The sequence below is a fragment of the Virgibacillus salinus genome (assembly GCF_900102415.1).
Taxonomy (GTDB): domain Bacteria; phylum Bacillota; class Bacilli; order Bacillales; family Amphibacillaceae; genus Lentibacillus; species Lentibacillus subterraneus.
Genome location: NZ_FNKD01000002.1, coordinates 800802 through 824874 on the forward strand (window position 1 = coordinate 800802; position 24073 = coordinate 824874).

Genomic DNA, 24073 nt, shown 5'->3' on the forward strand with positions numbered 1-24073 from the left:
AGACTCGCGGTACCACCCTTATAAATTTAAAATATGCATATTTTAAATTCACTCGATATTCGTAACGTGAACAGACGCCCATTTCTACTTTAGTTGAATTCAAAATGGGTACTCAAGAGTGATTTTCTGAAGTATTACTGTATCAGGCTTCCACCGGTTCCCGACTCGCTAAACAGCAATTACATTCATACTGCCTCTATCATCGTAGTTTTCATTTGCATATAACATTTGTGTATAATGAATTATATGTAAAATTCCATAAAACGTCAAGGCTTATGATTCTTTATCTGCAGCAGCCTCAAGCTCTCCGCCAAACTCTGCGTCGAACAATTCTTCCCAGTCATCTGTACCTATCATTTCTAATTGAGCCTCAACAAGCATTTTTAAACGGGTTCGGAATACTTTAGCTTGTTTTTTTAACTCTTCAACATCCATTGATATACGGCGAGATTTATTAAGGGCTTCATTAATAATGCGATCAGCGTTTTTCTCAGCTTCTTTAATAATTAATTTGGATTCTTTAGTAGCGTTCCCTTTAACTTCTTCCGCTGTTTCCTGAGCAACCAAAATGGATTTATTTAATGTTGTCTCAATATTGGTAAAATGACCAAGCTTTTCATTTAACTGCTCAACTTTTTCTGTTAAATCTTTTTTCTCACGAATTGCCATCTCATAATCTTTTATTACCTGATCCAGAAATTCATTGACCTCATCTTCATCATATCCACGAAAACTTCTTGTAAACTCTTTATTGTGAATATCTAATGGTGTTAATGACACGTAGGCCACCTCCTTAAAAATTTTAACCCAATTATATATTAAAATAAATAAAATCCTATATTACGTCTTTATTCGACATAAAATAAAATTATCCTTCAAATAATCGAAATTAATTTAAAATAGCAGTAGTAATTCTGTGTTTATCTTTTTTTGTAAGCCCATTAATGCGAATAAGCTTACTTCTGCCCTTACCTCTCAAAGAAAGCATATCTCCTTCAGCAAGCATAAACTTCCCATCGTCAACTACTCTGAAATTAACTTTCACATAACGCTTAGCAATAAATTCTGAAGCATCTTTTCTGGAAATGTTGTAAATTGCCTTTAGAACGGCATCTAACCTCAATGCTGACACTGTCTGTTCTGTTTCTATCCACTCTGTTTCCTTTTTAATAATTGATGTCATCGGCTTTTCTACAAGCTTAATTGTTGCCTTCTTGATCGCTGTAAGATTTGCAAATACATATGCAGCTATTTCGTCCGCCACCACGATTTGAATCGTTCCATTATCAACGGTTATATCACCAAGTTTTTTTCGTTTGATCCCTAAAGATAAAAATGCCCCCATGACATCTCCGTGCGTTAAAGTGACAAATTTATCATGATAAGATGCTTGCATTAGTATGAGCTGAAAGGATTCATCAGTCACTTCTTCATAGAATGGGGCAATAATAGCACGCTTTCTCTCTGCGAATTCGCTGCCACCATTCTGATAAAGTTTCAATTCTTCATTGCTCGTCCCAATTAACATAGCAACAATTTGTTGTTCCCTGGGATCGAGAAAATCGGTTACCTTGTGCTGAAATGTTTTCTCAACTTGATCTATCCAGGACAATACATTATCTATAAATGGGTGCTCTTCTTTTCTGAAATGCTGATAAATATCCACGTTTATCTACCTTAAAACCAACCCATTAGCATATTGAATAATACAGGTAACCCATATGCTCGTGCGAAGAACAATACAAAAATCCCTACAATTGGTGATAAATCAATCATTCCAAGTGGTGGTATAATCTTTCGAAAAGGTTCCAGATACGGTTCACAAATCTTTGTCAGAAAACTACCAAACGCGGATTCCCGAGCTCCTGGAAACCATGACATAAAAATATAAATAATTAAAGCATAACTATAAATCTCAAGTGCATAAAATAATACCATATAAATTGATTCCATTAACGCCTACCATCCTTTTTCAAATTCGTCATCCTCGACAAATGATTCTGTAATTGTTCCCGACACATCTACATTCTCAGGGGTACATAGGAATGTTTGTGCACCTAATTTTTGTATATCACCACTAACGGCATATACTGTTCCACTTAAGAAATCAACAATACGTTTTGCCTGCTCATGATCAACACGTTGTAAATTGATAACTACAGCTCGTCTATTGACAACATTGTCTGCTATTTCCTGTGCTTCATTATAATTTCGTGGCTCAGACAATACTACTTTAGATGACGGTTGTTGCATACTAGCCAGGTTAACTACATTTTGATTCTTTCGTTTTAGATTACCAGCAGCATCTGGAACATTCTCTTCTGGTTGTTCCTCAAAGTATTCGTACTCGTCATCCATAGTAAAAAAAGTCTTAATCTTATTCTTCATACTCATTATTTCACCCCGCTATTTGAAAGATCCAACTAATTTTGAACCAATTCGTATATGTGTTGCCCCTTCTTCAATGGCAAGTTGATAATCATTACTCATACCCATAGATAAATACTTACAAGGGGCATGAGCAAGTTGCTCACTCCTAACTTCATCCCTCAATGAAGTAAGTTTTTTAAAAATGTCACGTAAGAATTCTTGGTTTTCCATATGTGGAGCCATTGTCATTAGACCTACTACCCTAATATTCTCAAAAATTGCCAACGAAGAAATAAATGAAAGAACATTTTCAGGACTAAGACCATGTTTGGATTCTTCACCACTTACATTTACTTGAACAAAACAGTCCATTGGGGTTGTCGCGCGTTTGTTAATTTCCTTCGCAAGCGACTTGCGATCCAATGAATGAATCGCATCCACTTTATCAATTATTTCTTTTACTTTTCGTGATTGTAATGTACCGATAAAGTGCCAAGAGGCTTGATCTTGTATGTAATTATATTTTTCCAGAAAACCTTCCAGCCGATTTTCGCCAAGATTTTTAATTCCAGCGTTTATCGTTTCTTCTGTTCGCTCTATTGTAACATATTTCGTGACGCCAATAATGGTTATTTCGTCGGGATTTCGATTACTTTTCTCGCATGCTTGTCTAATATTGCTTTTTATTTCATTCAGATTTGTTACTACTTCCATTATTACCATTGCTCCTCCCAAGTATAATCATGTTGCATAGCCAATATACCCTAGCATTCTACCTGTTTTACCATGATCACGTCGATGTGAAAAAAATAACTCATTATCACTGAATGTGCAATATTTTGTAACCTCTATATTATGACGAAGAACCCCTTGTTGTAAAAGGATTTCGACATTTAATTGCTTTAAGTCCAATAAATAGCGATTATTTTCTTTTGGAATGACAGTTTTTCCAATGTAACTATCTGGTATTTGTCCAATAACCTTTTCATCAACCTCGTAAACCTCTTGAGATATACATGGTCCTATTGTAACTAGAAGGTTATCTGTGTTTACTCCAACTGACTTAAACATATCCACCATTTTTTCACTTATACCGTGGACTGTCCCTTTCCACCCTGCGTGTGCTATACCTATATAACCCGTTTCCGGATCGAAAAAATACAATGGAACGCAATCAGCAAAAAACGCAGTGCACAAAATACCAGCGCGATTTGTTATAAGGCCATCAATGTCATTTAATGAAGACTGGTAAGATGCTGCACCCTTTCCTCTATCCTCTTCCTTAATAATGTGTACATTCGTGTGATGTGTTTGTTCCCCGGAAACCCATGACTCTAAAGGTATATTTATCTCCTTAGCTAAAGTCTGTCTATTCGCTAAAACATCTTCCTGATTATCAGGTACGTGCAAACCAAGGTTTAACGTATTAAACGGGGATTGGCTCTGTCCGCCATTACGAGTTGTAAAACCAACTTTTAAATTCTTATTTAATATCTGCCATTTATCAATTTGCAAATAGGCTTCTTCGTTATGCTGGAAGGTATCAGCCATATTAGTACCTCCTTGATATAGTATGTTAGCACTATCTTATCATAATTTCTCCATCATTCGATAAGCTTTTGTTCTGGATAGAGGGTTGGAGTATTCACGTCCCTTATTAGAATAACGTCTGAGCCAATCGTTTCAATATTGTACCATGGTATTACCAGCTCTCCAGGTTTCCCAAATAATCCTGCTTTTTTATCTTTCGCAATAATAATTAATGCTGTAATTTTACCGTTGTCTCCATTAATTTCTAAATCCGAAATATGCCCAAGCCTTCTGCCATCATTAATGACGATAACCTCTTTAATTTGAAGATCGGTTAACTTTATCATCATGACTCACCTGCCTTAATAATGATATATATGCAAAGAATTAGCAAAAAAAACTTGAAAGTTAGAGCAAAATTAAATTTCCTTCTATTTATACAATCGAATTTAGATTAGAAAAAGTAGCATGAAAAATAAAAATGTATTTATAACTTCGCTTATCACCAAGCTTGTATAGCGAATTCCTTAGTTGCACTTATGCAGTAAAAAGGGATTTATACTTTCTTGACTGCAAAAAAAGACACCAAACACAGTTGGCTTGGCGTCTGAATATATATAAAAGTAACTTTTAGCAAGTCAATCCTTACGTCTCTATTTTCAAAGTACGTGCTAGTACAGTTGTTAGCCCAAAACGGATTAGTTTTAAAATGTAACGGCGCTGCTTCCACTTCTGATCAGACTAGCTCCGTGGGCTAGTGACTAATGACGTAAGCAATAGTCACTTGAGTGCTCTACTGACTTTTGTTTCGCATGTCATCACTGACCAAACCCGCTTCGCTTTTCATCATTCAAACATTTGTTTGTTCATTTGGGAAATAGCTGCTTTTTCCAGGCGTGATACTTGTGCCTGTGATATTCCGATTTCATCTGCTACTTCCATTTGTGTTTTTCCTTGGAAAAAACGTTTATTTAAGATCATTTTTTCTCGCTCATTTAAACGGTACATTCCTTCTTTCAACGATAGCTTATCAACCCACATTGAGTCCTTATCCGAATCATCGCTGATCTGATCCATTACATATATAGGATCACCACCATCATTGTAAATTGGTTCGAATAAGGAAACCGGATCTTGTATGGCATCCATCGCAAAGACAATATCTGAATGAGGGATACCCATTTCCTCAGCAATTTCCATAGGAGTTGGCTCTTTTGAAGATTCACTAATTAACTTCTCCCTCACCTGTAATGCTTTATAGGCTATATCACGTAATGATCTAGAAACTCTAATCGGATTATTATCACGCAAATACCGTCTGATCTCACCAATAATCATCGGAACAGCATACGTGGAAAACCTAACATTATGTCCTAAATCAAAATTATCAATTGATTTCATAAGTCCAATACAACCTACTTGGAACAGATCATCAACGTACTCTCCACGATTATTAAATCGCTGAATCACACTTAATACGAGCCGTAAATTTCCATTAACAAGTTCCTCTCTCGCTGATATGTCGCCTTCCTGCATTTTTTTGAACAACTTGCGCATTTCGTCATTCTTTAGTACAGGTAACTTAGATGTATCAACACCACAAATCTCAACTTTATGTCTAGTCATTCTGTTCTACCCTCCCGGATTGGAGATGCTGTTCATGGACAGTATCTCCCCGTAGAGGATTTTTTATGCAAAGTTATTCAGTACAAAAATGGTCTAAATACACCTAATTTCTTGCCGCAGTATGTCAGACCATTTTATTGAATTCTTTTTGTAAGCGTCTAATAATTTTTTTCTCTAAACGGGAAATATAAGACTGAGAAATTCCTAACATATCGGCGACATCTTTTTGTGTTTTTTCTTCTTGACCTACTAAACCAAAGCGAAGCTCCATAATTTGTTTCTCTCGGGCATTCAATTGTGATAGGGCATTTTTTAATAAAGATTTATCCACATTTGTTTCTATATCCCTTGTAATTATATCTTCATCTGTGCCTAAGATATCTGATAACCTTAATTCATTACCATCCCAGTCTATGTTAAGTGGTTCATCAAACGAAATTTCAGATTTTAATTTATTATTTCTTCGTAAGTACATTAGTATCTCATTCTCAATACACCTTGATGCATATGTTGCTAACTTGATTTTCTTTTCTGGATTAAATGTATTGACAGCTTTTATTAAGCCGATTGTTCCTATACTAATCAAATCCTCAATATTTATACCGGTATTTTCAAACTTTCGTGCGATATATACAACCAAGCGAAGATTTCGTTCGATCAGCACTGCTCTGGCGGATTTATCACCTTTTGGCAGTAATTCAAGTAATTCTCGCTCTTCATCTTTTGATAATGGTGGAGGTAGTGCTTCACTCCCACCAATATAATAGATTTCGTCTGTTTTAAATCCGAGCTTAAATAAAAAATTGTACCACCATAAACGCATTCGTAATTTCCATAATTTCAAATTAAGACGCTCCTTTTAGCATTTATTTCATAATAATTAACGGGAATAGCTAACTTTGCAGAATATTTTATGCAGAATTAGCAGTTGCCATCTTTACAATTTGAGGATGTAATAGACAATGGTATGATTGATCCTTTGTCAAATCGGCAAATTGAATACCAATTAAGATTTTATGAGTAACAATCTTCTGGTCGTTATAAAAAATCACTATATTGTCGGGCTTAATAGCCATCATAAATGATCGATTACCTTCAACACCCTGAAAAGGGATAATATTAATACGGTTTTCCCAATCTTTTGGTAGCTTTTCAAAATCTAACTCATCATGAGCAACCTTCAACATTTCCCATTCAACTGAACTAAACCATTGTTTTAAAAAATGCTCATCACATATAATGACAGGTTTCTTTGTAAAAGGGTCTACAAGCTGGTTGCCGCTATCAATATATCCTGTAGTTGATTTACTTGTATTTCCAATTTGAATAGTTATAGGGCAAAGTTGATCATATCGAATCTTCTCTACTGCATGCTTGTCCATACGACCTTTGGTGAATATCCAGACTAATGGGAATCCAATAACGATAAATAACCAGCTAATCGGATCACCGTAGCCACTATTAAAAGTCAGAATACCATTTGCAGACAAACCAACCGGATTTTGAAGTAAAAAGTGAATCCCTATTAATCCACCCCCTATGGCAAATGTCGTAAAGTAAAATAGAAGAAGCAACTTTATCATTCGATAGATCGACCGAAATTGAAATGCACATAATATAATAATTATCGAATAAATCAGCTTTCCTATTACACTAGTAAAGAATGAATTCGGATAAAAAATAGATAACGGAACTAATAACGAAGCAATAAACGCACCAAAAATAATTCGAACCTTTTGTGTGCTGTCTTTTGCCAGGGCTTGAGTAAGCATTAAAAGCATCAAGTCCAAGAAGAAATTTAATAGCCAGACAGCATCAAGATAAATGGTCACTTCCTTCTTCCTTTCACCTTAATCGAATACCTTATTTAGAAGTATAGTTTGTTTAGCTAGCGAAGTCTGTCACTTCTTGTATGCAAAAATGTGCTAATTTTAACTACTTATCGGAGACTTTGTCGTCTTAAATGAGAGTAAAGGCGCAAGCGCCCATGTAGCAATGTACGGAATGCGCCCTTCGCATCGCGGATGGGTCGACGTTACCGTATAATCCGGTGGTGTTAGAAGATCTTCCTTTATTTCTTATCGTAGACACGGAGAGGAAGTTCACTAGGTGCTGGACGACGAGAACGCCACTTCCTGTGGTCACCGGCACTAGTACGTCCTGTATGTCGAGACGTGGCTGATTCGGAAATCCAATTATCAACAGCAATTAAATTTTATCGTTTCCTAAACAACAAAAAAAGCAACCAGATAATGTCTGATTGCTTTTTGAAATTATTATTTATTTGTTGCGATTACGATTTCTTAAGAATGTAGGAATATCCAATTCGTCATCCTGTGAAGTAGGACGGCTTTGCTGATTTTGTGCCCTTTCTCTAGGCATTTCATCGGTAGATTTGGACGCAGCATGTTGGTTATGATTAATAACCGGGCGTTCTTTAGGCTGTTTATTTACTTTTTGGTTCTCATCAAAACCAGTAGCAATTACAGTTACTATAATCTCATCTTTCAGGTTCTCATTGATTACTGATCCAAAGATTACATTCACTTCGTCATCTGCAGCTGAGGTTACCAAATCTGCTGCTTCCTGAACTTCATACAAGCTTAAATTTGAACCACCTGTTATATTCATAAGAATACCGTGTGCCCCATCAATAGAGGTTTCCAGTAATGGTGAAGAGATAGCTTTTTTAGCTGCTTCAGGTGCACGGTTTTCTCCAGTAGCAACACCAATCCCCATTAACGCAGACCCTTTATCAAACATGATCGTTTTCACGTCAGCAAAGTCAACATTAATCAAGCCTGGTTTTGCAATTAAATCAGAGATACCTTGTACACCTTGTCGCAATACATTGTCAGCTTCACGGAATGCTTCTAGCATTGGAGTATTCTTATCAACAATTTCCAATAAACGGTCGTTCGGAATAACAATTAGAGTATCTACACTGCTTTTAAGTGAATCAATTCCAGTTACTGCTTGTGTAGATCTCCTTTTCCCTTCAAATGTAAAAGGACGGGTTACTACACCAACCGTTAATGCACCAAGTTCTTTCGCGATTTGCGCAATTACTGGTGCAGCACCAGTTCCAGTGCCTCCACCCATACCGGCTGTAACAAATATCATGTCAGCACCTTGCAATACTTCTTCTAACTGTTCTTTATTTTCTTCAGCGGCTTTTTTACCAACCTCAGGGTTTGCACCTGCACCAAGTCCGCGAGTCAGTTTTCCGCCGATTTGTAATTTTGTTTCTGCCATTGATAGATTTAAAGCTTGTGCGTCTGTATTAACGGCAATAAACTCAACACCTTCAACTCCATGTTCAATCATGCGGTTAACAGCGTTGCTTCCACCACCACCGACACCGATAACTTTAATTGTTGCTAGCTGATCCATATTCGTATCAAACTCTAACATATTTCCGTTCCTCCTAATATGCAAAATTACAAGAGTTCTAGAAGCTAATTTATATCCTAGGGTCCTAGAGTATTAATATATATAAACATTAGCAAGAGGCCAGTTACTATTTATCATCGAACTGTTCCGCCTAGTGTTTAGTCAAAAAAATACTTAAACAAATTAGCCATTCCAGATTCTTTTTTCTTTGTTTTTGTTGTTGTTTCATCTGTATTTGTTGATTTTTTTGTACGTTTGGGTTTAGATTCATCCTGATTTACTACTACAGACGGATATAGTTCTTTTCCTTGTATTTTCGCATTACGATAGGCAAATTGCAAGATTCCTACTCCAGCAGTGAACTGTGGCTCTCTTACACCTATGTAATCAGGGATAGCCATGCGTACATTTGACTGGAAAATATCCTGTGCAAGTTCTAGAACACCTGGCATCTTCATTGTACCACCTGTTAGTACATATCCTCCAGGTAGTTGTTGGTATCCCATACGTCTGATTTCACGTTCTGCATAAGCATATATTTCCGCCAATCTAGCTTCTATTATGTCAGCAATTTGCAACTGGTTATGCGTTTGTGTATTATTACTGCCAATAATAGATGCCTCAAACGTTTCTTCTTCTTTTGCATCATCGAAAAAAGCATGTCCATAATTTAATTTAATATCTTCTGCCTCTTCTGTTGAAGTTCTTAACCCAATGGACAAATCCTTGGTAATGTTGTCGCCGCCAAGTGGAACTACACTGGTAGATACCAAGTGTTCATTTTCAAATATCGAAACTGTCGAGCAACCTCCACCAACATCAATAAGTGTCACACCAAGGTTTTTCTCATCTTTGGATAAAGCTACCGTTCCAGCCGAGAGTGGTTGTAAACAAATATCTGAAACCTGTAAATTAGCACGTTCCACACATTTTAAAATATTATGTAAAACTGTCTTGGAACAAGTAATAATTGTTCCCTCCATTTCCAGTCTTACGCCAATCATTCCTCTTGGATCTGTTATCTCATCTAAACCATCGACAACGAATTGTTTAGGAATTACATCGATAATCTCGCGTTCTGGTGGAATTGATATAACTTGAGCACCATCGATTACGCGTGAGATATCCTCATCACCAATCTCCCGGTTTTCACTCTGAACTGCTACAACTCCATGACATGGCTGTAATTGTATGTGATTCCCGTTAATACCTACTACTACACTATCAATTTGCATTCCAACCATTCGTTCCGCTTGTTCAACGGCATTTCGTATGGAATTTACGGTTTGATCAATATCAACTATTGCACCTTTTTTCATGCCATTCGATTTTGCTGTACCAACCCCAATGATATTAAGGGAGTCATTTAATACTTCTCCAATTATAACTTTGATTTTTGATGTACCTATGTCAAGACTCACTAGTACTTCACTGTTGTTCAAAGAAAGGCACCTCCTGATTCAGAAGCATCTGATTCAATCATTATTTCATCAGATGATTTCTCTTATTCCATTTTCTATTATTTGCAGTTAAGAATTTATAACTATTATTCTTACTGCATAAATGCAACTATGACTCTCACCATTAAAGCTTGTACTCCACAGTATAAGGGTTAAGAAAAGCAAAGTACGATTTTCATAAGAAACCCCTTTAACGAAAAGCCATGTTTCTAATTACACTATAATCTACTATTTTAAAGGAATATAACTAAAAAGAAAATATATATTAGTTAATTCAACAAAAAAGCTACTAAATCCTTCTATTTTATCGAGTTTTTATACTAATTTTTCCCAACTACCTTTCAATCAATTAAACATTTCAAACAATTGAAGTTCTTTATTGCTAAAACTTTTTTTGAAGCCACTCCATAGAATTCGTTAAATATATTGAAAATGTGACTTTCTTGTTAAAAAGATTTAGTCACTATATTACCCGATTATCCTTCAGTTTCATTCTGGATCTCATCTTCTTCTGTATCATCGTTAAACGATTCAAAATATGCACCTACACCAATATGAATAATCCCTTTACTTTCTGGTTTTAGCTGAGCAACGATGGATGGATATACATCCATCTTATCTGCAAAATTCCTAATTGTTCCATCAACCATATAGCCATCATTCATATAAAGCAAGATTTTATTCTGGTTATCGTCACTTGGTTTCCAGTGTATTTCTGAGATTAGATTCAATATGCTCTCAGGTAGTTTTTTTAATTCTGCAGTCATATTATCCAAATACGCCTCTTCACTAAAGCCAAGAATTAATGGCGCATCCCCGTTAGCTAATTTCTGCTTCATTTCAGTTAGAACTCTACCATTACCCAAGATTGGATAAAAACTGCCTTCTCTTTTAATATAGCCAACCTGATCGTACTCTTTAAGTTGAATTTCAATTGTCCAAGGTAGCTGTCGATTCACCTCTACGGATTTCACTACCGGGTTTTCTCTAATTGCCTGTACTACTTTTGATTCATTAATCATCCATATATTCGTATCTTTGGAGATATTGCTTTGTTGAATAACTTCCTGGTCTTTAGCAAATGAATTTCCTGATACGTCAATTGTTTTCACATGGCTTAACGGTGATTGAAGGTATACAATTATGGAGATTAAAAAGAAAAAAATAGAAAGATAAAATATGAGACGGCGATTTGCCTTTTTTTTACGTTCCTGTTTCAACATTGGAATGCGATCCTCAATTGAAACTACATTCTTTTTTTTCCCCATTTCTATTTCTTCCTTTATCAGAAAATTTTAATTAAATGAAAAGAGCGAAACGGCACTATATAATGCCGTTTCTCTTTTGTACATGAATTATATCACATAATAGATTTAAATATGTAGTAAACATTACCTAGATTGAAGTGTTTTCTAACAAAAATTATTATAGTTTGGAATATTTGCTGATATTTAGCAAAATACCAACAGAACAAAGCGTTAACGTTAATGATGACCCCCCATAACTAAGAAATGGGAGTGTTATTCCTGTAACTGGGATCAAACCAATTACTACACTTATATTAATCATTACCTGTATCGTTAGCATGGAGACAATTCCAAGCGCAAGAAATCGTCCATAAGCATCTGGTGCTTCAAGTGCAACCTTTACCCCTCGCCAAAATAATAACATAAATAGTCCAATTACAAATGTACCACCCAAAAAGCCCAATTCCTCACCTAATATTGCAAAGATAAAATCATTTTGCGGTTCGGGTAAATAGAAATGTTTCTGTAAACTATTGCCAAGCCCAACCCCTGTTAGACCACCTGGACCAATGGCATATAATGATTGGATAATTTGAAAACCTGTATCAGACGGATCTTCCCATGGATTTAAAAAGGCAGTAATCCGATCTATTCGATATGGAGCAGAAATAATCAACAGCAAGAACCCTGCTATACCAAGAACAGCTAATCCTAAAAAATGGGACAATCTGGCACCGGCAGTGTAAATCATCACCATACATGTAAGCACAAGCACAACACCTGTTCCAAGATCCGGCTGCAGCATGATTAGTCCAAACGATGTAAAAACTAAAAGAAGGGATGGAAAAAACCCCTTTTTGAAAGAGGTAATATACTTTTGCTGAACAGACAAATAAACGGATAAATATATGATTAGACCCAACTTCATAAATTCGGAAGGTTGGATACTAAATGCTCCAACGCCAATCCAGCTTTGTGCTCCACCACGCACCATACCAATTCCCGGAATTAATACAGCCAGTAATAACAAAAAGCACGCGAGCAATATGACTTTACTGTACTTCTTCCAGGTACCATATGGAACGCTCATAATAAAGAACATGGCAATAAGACCCACACTACAGAAGAGGAGTTGACGTTTTACATAATAAAATGAATCTGCATATTTGTATTCAGCCCACACAAATGAAGAACTATAAACTATAACGATTCCTATTAAAAGCAACGACAATATGACAGCCAATAACGTATAATCTGGTGCATACTGGTTTTTAAAAATTCTCCGGAACAAATAAACACCCCGTTTCCAGTTTGATCGGAAGGGGCGTTTATAATTTAATTAAGTATTGAATAGAAACAAGCCCCTACATTAATGTATGCACAGCTTGTATAAACATGTCTCCTCTTTCTTCAAAAGTGCGATATTGGTCCCAGCTCGCACATGCAGGGGATAATAATATGACATCATCACGCTCAGAAATACTGTAAGCTTGTTTAACAGCCTGATTCATATCATTAACTGTTAAAATAACTTCTACTCCAGCATCACTAGCAGTTTTTTTGAGTTTTTCTTTTGTTTCACCAAAAAGAATGACTCCTTTAACGTTATTCAAATATGGTATTAGATCATCAAATTCATTTCCACGATCAAGTCCACCAGCTAACAGGATTGTCGGTTGCTTAAATGAGGAAAGTGCCTTCTGTGATGCAAGTATATTTGTTGCTTTCGAATCATTATAAAATAGCCGACCATCTATGTTTTCAACAAATTGAAGCCGATGTTTGACACTTGAAAAATTAATTAGAACTTCTCGTATTCCTTCATTACTTGCACCACTTAACTTTGCTGCACTTATTGCAGCCAGAATATTTTCAAGATTGTGTGCACCTACTAATACAATATCGCTTTTATCAATAATCTTTTCACTCTTAAAATAGATGCTAGTTTTGTCGACCCAAGCACCCTCATTAAGCCGCTTTTTCAAAGAGAATGGTATCTTCATTGATTTTGCTGAGAGAACTGCTTCTGATACTACTGGATCATCAGCATTATAAATTAAAAAGTCATCCTCAGACTGATTTGCAAATACATTACATTTTGCTTCTTTATAATTTTCAAACGTCTTGTGATAATCAAGGTGAGCTTCAAAGATATTTAATAAAACTGCTATCTTTGGTTTAAAAGTTTTGACTCCCATTAATTGAAACGATGACAATTCCAATACCATCTTTTCTTCTTTTCCTAATGATTTTGCAACATCTGTTGCCACATATCCAATGTTTCCTGCGATTTTAGCAGACTGATTGCTTTTCACCAGCATTTCAGTTGTTAAAGTTGTAGTTGTAGTTTTGCCGTTAGATCCGGTTATACCAATAATCGAACTTTCTACTAAATTACCGGCAATTTCGATTTCAGTGATAATTGATATGTCTCTCTTTTTTGCCTCAACTAATATCGGGTTATCATATGGAATTCCCGGGTTCTTAACAACAATTTCAATACTATCCAAAACACAAAGAGGATGGGAACCTGTAATCACTTCTGCCCCCATCGACTTCAATTCATTAACAGCGTCATCGTTTTCATTTGCATTTTTATCATTTACACGAACTCTTTTCCCACTTTGTAATAAAAGCTTGGCAGCGGCAGTCCCGCTCTTAGCTAAACCTAATACAAGTACATGAGAATAAGGAAAATTATCTAAAGTCTTCAAACTATCCACACCTCAATATATATGCCTAGAGCTGCAAAAATAAGTCCTACTAGCCAAAATGTTGTTACAACACGCCACTCTGACCAGCCAAGTAATTCATAATGATGGTGCAATGGACTCATTTTAAATACCCTTTTACCTGTTGTCTTAAACGATATAACCTGAATAATTACCGAGAGCGTTTCGATTACGAATACGCCACCAATAATCACTAGTATTATTTCAAGTTTTGTTAAAATAGCTATTGCTGCAATCGATCCGCCTAATGCCAGCGAACCGGTGTCACCCATAAATACTTTAGCAGGATGAGCATTAAATACTAAAAATCCTAATAAGGCTCCAACTACAGCCAGTGAGAAGATTGTAACCTCAGATTGAGGGAACCCATACCATGCTAAAATGCCAAACGCACCAAACGCAATTGCGGCTGTTCCTGCTAGCAACCCGTCCAGTCCATCAGTCAAGTTAACAGCATTAGATGCACCTACAAGCATAAATATAATGAGTAATGCATATCCCCAGCCTAGTTCCCATTGAATTGCTGTGCCTGGTATATGGATATATGTCGCAAAGCCGTTATATTGAATAATAAAGTAAAATACAAGTGCGATAATAAGTTGTCCAAGCATTTTTTGTTTGGAAGTCAATCCTAAATTTCGCTTCATTGCTACTTTAATGAAGTCATCTAAAAATCCTAAAAACCCGTAGCCCACTAACACAAAAATAAGCAGCCACAATTCATACCCAATTGAGCCTGAGCTGAATTTACTTACCATAATAATCGAAGTAGCGGTCACACTAATAACAATCATTATACCGCCCATTGTCGGTGTTCCTGTTTTTTTAATATGTGATTGCGGACCTTCATCCCTAATACTTTGACCAAACTTCAGACGCCGTAAAAACGGAATAAAAAATGGTGATAGAAGGACGGTGATTAGGAAAGCTATTGCTATTGTCATCATTAATACATATATATTCACTGTTTCTCCTCCTCTTGCAACAACCGTCCATGCTAATTATGATGGATCTGTAAGTTTTTCAACGAATAATTCAAACTGCATACCTCTTGAAGCTTTAAACAATATAAGCGTATCCTTTGTTAAAAAGTCCTCCAAGGCGTTCAATAAATTTGTTTTCGATGTAAAATGGCTGCAACTTATATCTGATTTACTTTTATTTACGGTGGATGATATTTCTTCTGATTCATCACCAAACGTTAATAAAGCATCTACTGAATTATCAATACTTTCTGCAATCGATTGATGAAACAATTTAGACTCATTTCCAAGTTCAAAAATATCCCCTAGCACAAGAACTTTTTGCTTGAATCCTTCCATTTGTTTCACAACGTTTATTGCTGCTTTCATGGAAGTAGGCGAGGCATTGTATGCATCGTTTATTATAGAAACATCATTTTTACCCTTTAGCAGTTCAAATCGCATTGATGTGCGTTCCAACTCTGTCAATCCCTTTACTACCTTAGATTTTGGTATTTGAAGACGTTCGGCAATTATAATAGCAAATGCTGCGTTCAAGGCATGATGATTACCTAGTAAGGGAATAGAATACTCATTTCCATCTGAAAGCTGAAATTGTGTGTGGTTATATGTTAGCTTTATTTTCTTCACTACTACTTCATTGTCGGCATCAAATCCACATGTTATTACATTATCCCGTTTATGCATTTCTTCTAATAACGGTTCATCACCGTCGATAATAAGATAACCATTATGTTTCATTCCGCTAATAATTTCAAGCTTGGCTTTGGCAATACCTGCTCTTGATCCCAAGTACTCAATATGTGACTCACCAATATTAGTTATAACGGCAATATCAGGTTTTGCAATGTTCGATAGTGTTTCTATTTCACCATATTGATTCATACCCATTTCAACGATAAGTACTTCAGTCCCAGGAACCATTGATAGAATAGTTAATGGCACTCCGATATGATTATTAAGATTACCTTTTGTGTGCTGTGTATTAAATGTTGTCTTTATAACTGATGCCACAATATCTTTAGTCGTAGTCTTACCATTGGATCCCGTTATTGCAATTACAATAGGATTAATGTTATCTCGATAGAAACCAGCCAGCTCCTGTAACGCCTTTAATGTATCTTCCACAAAAAACACAGGGAAATCAGTTGGTAAAAAGCTAGGAAGTTGTTTCTCTTTTTTCCACAGTGCTGCGACAGCGCCTTGATCAAATGCCTGTTTTATATAGTCATGACCGTCAAAGTTTTCACCAATTATAGGAATAAATAATGATTTATGCGTTTTTTTACGACTGTCTGTTACTACCTCACCAATTTCAATCGGATCAGCTGCAACACCTTTGTAATCGCCAAAAATGGATGTAAGCCATTCTGTGGTAAATAACATTATCATTTCTCCTTTATTTTAATTGCTTCTTTCGCAACTTCCCGATCATCAAAATCGTATCTTATATTACCAATTTCTTGATATGTTTCATGGCCTTTTCCGGCGATTAGAATAATATCATCTTCTTCTGCTAGACTTACTGCGTGAAAAATAGCTTCACGCCTATCCTCTATTACCTCGTAATGACTTTCTTCAATCCCTTCAATCATATCATCCAAAATAGACTTAGGATCTTCTGTACGTGGGTTATCCGAAGTAAAGAAAACTTGATCAGCATATTCCAATGCAATAGATGCCATCAATGGACGTTTAGTCTTATCACGATCTCCACCACAACCAACGATAACGTACACTTTTTGTTTAGCAAAGCCCTTAATTGTCTGTAACACGTTTTCCAAAGAATCAGGTGTATGCGCATAATCTACAATTGCAGCGAAATTCTGATCACCATCTACTGGTTCGAAGCGGCCACTGACGCCTTTGATGTCTCCAAGCGCATCTTTTATGACCTGCAGCGGTACGTTTGCAGAAATTGCTGCTGCACTTGCCGCAAGCATGTTGTAGACATTAAACATACCAATTAACTGACTGTCAACTTGTATAGATCCTACTGGAGTGTTCATTCTAAATGATGTTTTCGTAACTTCGAGGTTTATATCAATTGCCATTACTTGTGCATCATTAACACATCCATATGTTACAACGTGCTGAGCGGTACTTCTTTTTAGCACACCATTGTTTGGATCATCCTCATTAATTACTGCATATTTCTTATGTCCGTCATTATAGGTATTCCCTAATTGGGCAAACAAAAGACTTTTTGCATGCCTGTAGTCATCCATGTTTTTATGATAATCTAAATGATCTTGTGATAAGTTTGTAAACACTGCAATGTCAAAATCACAGCCATAGACACGACCCATATCTAACGCATGTGATGATACTTCCATAATTGCTTTATCCACATTTACATTAGCCATCTGCCTGAATGTCTTTTGTAAAAACAATGCATCTGGTGTTGTATTGCTCACAGGATAGGAATCCGGACCAATTTTCATTTGAATTGTTCCTATTACACCTGTTTTCATGTCATTTTGATTGAAAATGGATTCCAACAGATAAGTTACTGTCGTTTTACCATTAGTACCAGTTACGCCGACTAGTGGTAACTTCTTAGTTGGAAAGTTATAAAACTTTGCTGCTATCACTGCTATTGCTCTGGACGAATCGGCAACAAGTATTGTTGGCACGGATGTGTCTACATTTTTTTCAGCTAAAATAGCCTTTGCCCCATTATCAACAGCCTGACTTATAAAATCGTGTCCATCAACCGTAAAACCATTAATACAAATGAATAGACTACCATCAGTAACTTTGCGGGAATCAACTTCTATATTATTGATCTCCACATTTTCAATTGAAGCAGTAGTTTCATAAAATGGTAAGACGGAAAGAATTTCTAATAATTTCATATAAATACATCCTCGTTTCAGTAGTGTCTCACATATGTATTCTAGAAGGCCTCAATTTTTAAGAGGGTACAATGACCCTCTTATTAAAATCTTAAACAGTTAAGAAAGTATAAATACTTTTTTGCTGTATAAGTGCAACTAAGGATTTCGCCACTAAGGCTAGGTGATAAACCAAGTGTTTTACATTAATTATTTCTTGTTCATTATAGCAAATATTTACCGTATTCACGATTAATTTTTATCAGATAGGTAAATTCTTATCTTTTCACCTTGCTCAACCTTCGTTCCCGGACTTGGTGCCTGGTCAATAATATAGTCACCAGAACCACTCGTCTCAATAGATAAATTGGTCATGTATTTGGTTAACTTGCTTTTATTCAGCCCTACTAAATCTGGCACTTCAACTTTTGGCTGTTCTGGCCACAAGTATTCTTTATCAAGTCCATCATCCCTTGGTTCTACCCCCATCGCACGCAAGCTGTCTCCAATAATAGTTCCTACAACTGGTGCAGTAACAACTCCGCCAAACTGAACAGTATTTTTAGGATTATCAACTGCAACATATACAACGATTTCAGGGTCATCAGCAGGAGCAAATCCAATAAAAGATACAACATAATTGTCTTTCAAGTATCTTCCTTCAGGTCCAACTTTTTGGGCAGTCCCCGTTTTACCGCCAACACGGTAACCATCAACATAAGCTGGACGTCCGGTTCCTTGAGCCACAACACTTTCCAATGCCTGACGAATTTCTTTAGAAGTTGCTTCTGAAATAATATTTTCTTTCAGGTTTGGCTCAACCATTCCAACTACCTTATTTGTTTGGGGATCTATCCATTCTTTTGCAATATAAGGTTCATATAATTTACCGCCATTCACTGCCGCTGCAACTGCCATCACTTGCTGAATTGGTGTTACAGAGACACCTTGTCCAAATGAAGTAGTAGCAAGTTCTACAGGGCCAACATTTTCAGGTTTGAACAGTATTCCATTTCCTTCACCTTGAAGGTCAATTCCAGTTTTCTTTCCAAAGCCAAAATCCTTAATATAACTAAACAATTTCTCTTCTCCTAAATTCATCCCCAAATTAACAAAACCCGGATTACATGAATTTTGAACAACTTCCAGATATGTTTGCTTGCCATGGCCACCGCTCTTCCAGCAATGCAGCTCAGTTCCACTTACAGAGATATCTCCATCATCATGAAAATGGTCTTTTTCCAAATCTACAGCACCTTCTTCAAGCGCTGCTGCAAGTGTAATAATCTTGAAAGTTGAACCAGGCTCATATGTGCTCCAAATTGGTAGATTTCGGTTGTAAATTTCCGGATCAACATCTTGATAATTCTCTGGATTAAAATTAGGACGGGAAGTCATTCCAAGAATTCCACCAGTATTCGGATTAACAGCAATAGCGAGAGCTCCGTCCGGATTATATTTGGATACAGCCAAATCAAGCTCACGTTCTATGATTGTTTGAACTTTTGAGTTAATTGTTGTTTTTAAATTTAATCCATCTTCTGGTGCCTTATATTCATCAGCAATTTGCTCCAGCTTTTTTCCCTTGGCATCTGAGTAGAAAGATAGACTGCCTTTTTCACCATCGAGCTTATCATTATAGTACATTTCCAATCCCATTAATCCTTGGTTATCAATACCTGCAAATCCTAATACGTGCGATAAGTAATTTCCATACGGGTAGTGACGTTTTGAATCCTTCGCAAGGTAAACACCATCCAAATCTAGCGTACGAAACTGTAACTCCTGTTCTTCTGATATCTTTCTCCCCTCAGGATGCACACGTGTATAGACGGACTTCCTGGTTACATATTCATACGCCTTTTCCTCTGAAATATTTAATATATTTGCTATCTTGGCGGCAGTTTCCTGGGGATTTTTAATTTGTTTTGGAACGACAATAACAGAGGGGGACGAGACATTCTCAGCCAATATTTCACCATTCCGGTCAAGAATGTTACCCCGTTCAGGCTCAAAGGTAATGTCCCTGCTCCAGGACTCATTTGCCAGGTCCATGAGTTCGTCACCAATAACAAACTGAACATATCCCAAGCGAACATCAATTATTGCAAAAAATAACAATCCAAAAAGAAAAACAGTAACTATTCTTTTTCTTACAGTCACGGCAGATACACGTTTCATTCTCCATCCCCTTTTCATAGGTAGGCTTGTATCCACTATATGAATGAAAAAAAATGAATAGAACACTGTTTATGTTAGAAAAAGCTTAGGTGCCCGTATAAAGAAGCCTAATTTATAAGACTAGAAAAGGCTTATTTATTGCTGGTCACTTGAATCATCTGTCTGTTCTTCGGTTTGTTCTTCATTAGATTCACTATTATTGTTTTTAGACTTAGGCGGCTTTAATTCGACTCCTAAATAGTCATTCTTTTTAAGAGTAGTACCTTTTTTAATACTTTGACTATTGACATATCCGTTTCCAAGGATTTCTATATCTAGTTGAAGTAAATTCGCAAATTGTAATACATCTCTTGTCGACCATCCAATTATACTAGGCATTGTTGGGTTATCCGTAATCAGCATAATACGATCATTAGGAAGCAGCTCGTCACCTTTTGCAGCACTCGCTTTTGTTATCGTATCCCCTGAACCAATTACAGTTATATTTATACCTTTAGCTTCTAAGGATTTTTTCACAGTCGCTTTACTCATACCTTCTAATTCCGGAACCTTGACGGATTGAACTGGTTTGGATTGGTCTTTGTCTGGATTAATATTCATGTAATGTAAACTGTTTTGCATGACATTCTTAAATATAAATGAAACAGGTGTTGAACCAGGAGTATTACCCTCTAATTCTGGTTTTTCAACCGATACATACATCATTAGCTGTGGATCATCTTTGGGTGCCATACCTAAAAATGAGAAAATATAGTTACCATGCCCGGTTAAGTAACCGCCTGCTTCAGATTCATATAACTGGGCTGTTCCTGTTTTACCTGCTACTGAATAATCCTCCAGTTTATAGGGTCTCCCTGTTCCAGGTTCTGATGAAACTACAGATTCCATCAAATCTAGCACTTGCTCCGATGTTTTCTCCGAAATAGGGTTTCCAACTACTTCTGGTGACTTTTTCTCCATTGTTTTTCCTGTAGTTGAATTTACTATTTTTGAAATAACATAAGGCTTGAGCATCTTGCCATCATTAGCAATTGCTGTCGCAGCCTTCATTTGCTGAATCGGTGTTACAGTACTAGCTTGACCAAAACCTGTAGCCATTTTATCACGTGGATAATTATACACAAGGTTTCCTGCAGCCTCATGTGGCAAATCAATACCCGTCTTCTGATCGAAATCAAAAGCATTAAGGTAATCCAAGTATTTTTCTGTGCCAATTTCTTCCCAGACTAACTTTGCAGCAGCAACATTCGATGAGCGTGCAAATCCTTCATCAAATGTTATTGAACCCCAGTTATTGCTCCAATCGTGAATAGGAGCTATATTATCACTAATCTGATAGCTGCTGGATTCTAACCACTTATCACCATTGTAGACACCTTCTTGAATAGCAGAAGCCCATGTGAATATCTTCATTGTCGATCCTGGTTCAAACGGTGTGGAAATCACATCATTATACCAATTCTTCACATTTGGATTATTAGGATTATAGCTTGGGCGATTACCCATAGCCAATACTTCACCTGTCTTAGGATTCATGACAACAGCGGTTATACGCTCTGGTTTATATTCTTTATCGACTTGGGTCATAACGTCTTCAAGTATTGTTTGAACTTTTTGATCAATAGTTAGATAAACATCCTCTCCATCCTCAGGCTGCTTAATAACTTCATTTGGATCTAGTAATTTCTTATTAAAATTATCACGTTGGTAAGAAATATGTCCGGCCTCTCCACTCAGCAAATCATCCATCTCATTTTCAATGCCGGTTACTCCATTGATCTTTCCATCCTTTTTACGAGCAAATCCAATAATGTTAGATGCAAACATACCATTAGGATAAAATCTTACCGCCTCTTTTTGAAAAGTAATACCTGACAGATTCAGATTCTCGATTTTTTCTTTTGTTTGCTGGGATAATTCTTTACCAACATTCCCGAACTCTACCTGAAATTGATCTTTTTTAATACCTTTTTCCAGTCGTTCTAGTAGATACCCTTGCTCAGTATCTAATAAAGGAGCCAGCATCTCCGCAGTTTCTTCCGGATTTTTAACATGCAGTGGCTCCTCTTGATCCTGAGTATATGATTCATCAACAATTGCTTGAATACGGAATGTAGGCCGATCATAAGCTAGCGTCATCCCATTTTTATCAAAGATTTTACCCCGCTCTGCATCCAGGGTGTATGATGCAGTTCGTTTCTCCTTGGCCCATTCATCCAGTGAAACGTTGTTAATTTCAGCGGTAGCCTGAATATATAAAAACCTACCGGCTATAATTAAAAATATACCGACAAAAATAAGAATCAGAATGCTAGACATGAAATGGGTTGTTTTATTTTTTTTCATAACATATCCACCTTGCTTAGTTGTTAAACGCAGTTGCTTGCTTCACTTCTGCATCTTGGATTTTCAATCCATTTTCCTTAGCAATTCTTGTAATGCGTTCTGGTCTGCTTAATTGTTTTTTCTCATATACTAATCCTTCGTTTTCAATTTGTTGTTTTTGTACGGTTTGCTCTAATGATTGTAATTCTCTGTTTAAAGTATCCGTTGAAGAAGAAAAAGAAACAATATAAATACATGCTATAATCAAACAAAATCCAATTACTGAATACAACATTTTTTCGCCTTTTGTTATCCAGCCTTTCTTATGTACCTTAACTGCAATTTGTTTGTCCTCTTTAGGTGCATGTGATGTATAAGATTGTTCCCAACTGCGAGCATGGCTTGCACTCATGATTTTTTCCACCCTTCTTCATATGTAAAATCTTCATTCCACTCATTAACTTTCTCAGCAATCCGTAACTTTGCAGATTTTGACCTGCGATTTAAATCCAATTCACCAGTACTTGGTAAAATCGGCTTTCTATTAATTAGCTTAAATGGTGCCTGGTGACCTTCAGGTATTATTGGAAGATTCCTTGGCACTTCCTTCGCTGTACTCCATTTCTTGAACGCTTGTTTACAGAGTCTATCTTCGAGTGAGTGAAATGTAATAACAACCACTCTTCCATTAATTTTAACAACTCTTGCAGCTTGGTGTAATGCATCATTAAACGCTTCTAACTCATCGTTCACCGCTATTCGCAATGCTTGAAAAATACGTTTCGCAGGATGCCCTCCCTTTCTTCGTGCAGGTGCGGGAATACCATCTTTAATTATTTCTACCAGCTGATGTGTTGTTTCAATTGATTGTTCTTTTCTGAACGCTTCAATTTTCCTCGCAATTTGTTTGGAAAATTTCTCTTCACCATATTTGAAAAAGATCTTTACCAGTTCGTTGTAAGACCACGAATTTACAATTTCATGTGCGTCAAGATCCTGGTTCTGGTTCATTCGCATATCAAGTTGTGCATCCTGCTGATAACTAAAACCTCTATCACCACGATCTAATTGTGGGGACGAAACACCAAGATCAAAAAGGACTCCATCAATATTATCAATATTATGTTTGGATAATTCTTCTTCTAAGTTTCTAAAGTTGGAATGAATAAATGTTATTCGATCATGATATTGATGCAGTCTTGATTTAGCTGCGCTGAGCGCATCCATATCCTGGTCAAAGGCAACCAATAAACCATCCTCCCCTAGATGGGAAGCGATTTGTTCTGAATGCCCACCGCCACCAACTGTACAATCAATATATGTACCATCAGGCTTTATAGCTATACCTTCCAAGGTCTCATCTTTCAAAACACTATAATGATCAAACAT

General features: G+C 36.5%; 22 protein-coding genes and 1 other annotated feature (1 of these 23 running past the window's edge). All 22 genes read right to left on the reverse strand.

Annotated features, from left to right (window positions below):
- Positions 1–212, reverse strand: a binding site (T-box leader) (it extends 13 nt beyond the left edge of the window).
- Positions 213–273: 61 nt separating this feature from the next.
- Positions 274–780 (reverse strand): DivIVA domain-containing protein, encoded by a 507-nt coding sequence (locus BLS02_RS10845; protein ID WP_092493023.1) that lies wholly within the window; start codon positions 778–780, stop codon positions 274–276.
- A 109-nt stretch (positions 781–889) separates the two neighbouring features.
- The gene (locus tag BLS02_RS10850) at positions 890–1666 is read right to left on the reverse strand and encodes a YlmH family RNA-binding protein (RefSeq protein ID WP_092493024.1); all 777 of its coding nucleotides are present in this window, start codon (positions 1664–1666) and stop codon (positions 890–892) included.
- Positions 1667–1677: 11 nt separating this feature from the next.
- A complete protein-coding gene (locus tag BLS02_RS10855) occupies positions 1678–1953 on the reverse strand; it encodes a YggT family protein (RefSeq protein ID WP_092493025.1) in 276 nt (91 codons plus the stop codon).
- Positions 1954–1959: 6 nt separating this feature from the next.
- Positions 1960–2394, reverse strand: a complete 435-nt coding sequence (locus tag BLS02_RS10860) for a cell division protein SepF (RefSeq protein WP_092493026.1) — start codon at positions 2392–2394, stop codon at positions 1960–1962.
- Between the two features lie 12 nt (positions 2395–2406).
- Positions 2407–3084: a YggS family pyridoxal phosphate-dependent enzyme gene (locus tag BLS02_RS10865; RefSeq protein ID WP_175476799.1), complete on the reverse strand. Its 678-nt coding sequence runs from the start codon at positions 3082–3084 to the stop codon at positions 2407–2409.
- 27 nt (positions 3085–3111) lie between these two features.
- Positions 3112–3921: a peptidoglycan editing factor PgeF gene (gene pgeF / locus BLS02_RS10870; RefSeq protein WP_092493027.1), complete on the reverse strand. Its 810-nt coding sequence runs from the start codon at positions 3919–3921 to the stop codon at positions 3112–3114.
- Between the two features lie 53 nt (positions 3922–3974).
- Positions 3975–4250: a YlmC/YmxH family sporulation protein gene (locus tag BLS02_RS10875; protein ID WP_342729073.1), complete on the reverse strand. Its 276-nt coding sequence runs from the start codon at positions 4248–4250 to the stop codon at positions 3975–3977.
- 496 nt (positions 4251–4746) lie between these two features.
- Positions 4747–5526 (reverse strand): RNA polymerase sporulation sigma factor SigG, encoded by a 780-nt coding sequence (gene sigG, locus BLS02_RS10880; protein ID WP_092493029.1) that lies wholly within the window; start codon positions 5524–5526, stop codon positions 4747–4749.
- A gap of 124 nt (positions 5527–5650) precedes the next feature.
- Entirely contained in the window at positions 5651–6370 is a 720-nt protein-coding gene (gene sigE, locus BLS02_RS10885; protein ID WP_092493030.1) for an RNA polymerase sporulation sigma factor SigE, read from the reverse strand.
- Positions 6371–6437: 67 nt separating this feature from the next.
- Positions 6438–7358: a sigma-E processing peptidase SpoIIGA gene (gene spoIIGA, locus BLS02_RS10890; RefSeq protein ID WP_092493031.1), complete on the reverse strand. Its 921-nt coding sequence runs from the start codon at positions 7356–7358 to the stop codon at positions 6438–6440.
- Between the two features lie 448 nt (positions 7359–7806).
- On the reverse strand, positions 7807–8940 hold the full coding sequence (gene ftsZ, locus BLS02_RS10895; protein ID WP_092493032.1) for a cell division protein FtsZ: 1134 nt from the start codon (positions 8938–8940) through the stop codon (positions 7807–7809).
- Between the two features lie 137 nt (positions 8941–9077).
- Positions 9078–10361: a cell division protein FtsA gene (gene ftsA / locus BLS02_RS10900; protein WP_092493033.1), complete on the reverse strand. Its 1284-nt coding sequence runs from the start codon at positions 10359–10361 to the stop codon at positions 9078–9080.
- Between the two features lie 494 nt (positions 10362–10855).
- Positions 10856–11647 carry a cell division protein FtsQ/DivIB gene (locus BLS02_RS10905; protein WP_092493034.1) on the reverse strand — a complete coding sequence of 264 codons (792 nt, stop codon included), beginning with the start codon at positions 11645–11647 and terminating at the stop codon, positions 10856–10858.
- Positions 11648–11804: 157 nt separating this feature from the next.
- Complete coding sequence (spoVE, locus tag BLS02_RS10910; RefSeq protein ID WP_425445157.1) at positions 11805–12917, reverse strand: stage V sporulation protein E; 1113 nt, start codon at positions 12915–12917, stop codon at positions 11805–11807.
- A 73-nt stretch (positions 12918–12990) separates the two neighbouring features.
- Entirely contained in the window at positions 12991–14340 is a 1350-nt protein-coding gene (murD, locus tag BLS02_RS10915) for a UDP-N-acetylmuramoyl-L-alanine--D-glutamate ligase (protein WP_092493035.1), read from the reverse strand.
- The gene (mraY, locus tag BLS02_RS10920) at positions 14337–15305 is read right to left on the reverse strand and encodes a phospho-N-acetylmuramoyl-pentapeptide-transferase (protein ID WP_425445158.1); all 969 of its coding nucleotides are present in this window, start codon (positions 15303–15305) and stop codon (positions 14337–14339) included. The genes murD and mraY overlap by 4 nt, the downstream gene beginning before the upstream one ends.
- A 54-nt stretch (positions 15306–15359) precedes the next feature.
- Entirely contained in the window at positions 15360–16727 is a 1368-nt protein-coding gene (locus tag BLS02_RS10925; RefSeq protein WP_092493037.1) for a UDP-N-acetylmuramoyl-tripeptide--D-alanyl-D-alanine ligase, read from the reverse strand.
- Positions 16728–16729: 2 nt separating this feature from the next.
- Complete coding sequence (locus BLS02_RS10930) at positions 16730–18199, reverse strand: UDP-N-acetylmuramoyl-L-alanyl-D-glutamate--2,6-diaminopimelate ligase (RefSeq protein WP_092493038.1); 1470 nt, start codon at positions 18197–18199, stop codon at positions 16730–16732.
- Between the two features lie 231 nt (positions 18200–18430).
- Complete coding sequence (locus BLS02_RS10935) at positions 18431–20359, reverse strand: stage V sporulation protein D (protein ID WP_092493039.1); 1929 nt, start codon at positions 20357–20359, stop codon at positions 18431–18433.
- Positions 20360–20494: 135 nt separating this feature from the next.
- Positions 20495–22705, reverse strand: a complete 2211-nt coding sequence (locus BLS02_RS10940; RefSeq protein WP_092493040.1) for a penicillin-binding protein — start codon at positions 22703–22705, stop codon at positions 20495–20497.
- Positions 22706–22721: 16 nt separating this feature from the next.
- Positions 22722–23096, reverse strand: coding sequence for a cell division protein FtsL (ftsL, locus tag BLS02_RS10945; RefSeq protein WP_092493041.1), 375 nt, complete (start codon positions 23094–23096; stop codon positions 22722–22724).
- A complete protein-coding gene (rsmH, locus tag BLS02_RS10950; RefSeq protein WP_092493042.1) occupies positions 23093–24073 on the reverse strand; it encodes a 16S rRNA (cytosine(1402)-N(4))-methyltransferase RsmH in 981 nt (326 codons plus the stop codon). Before rsmH ends, ftsL begins: the two co-directional genes overlap by 4 nt.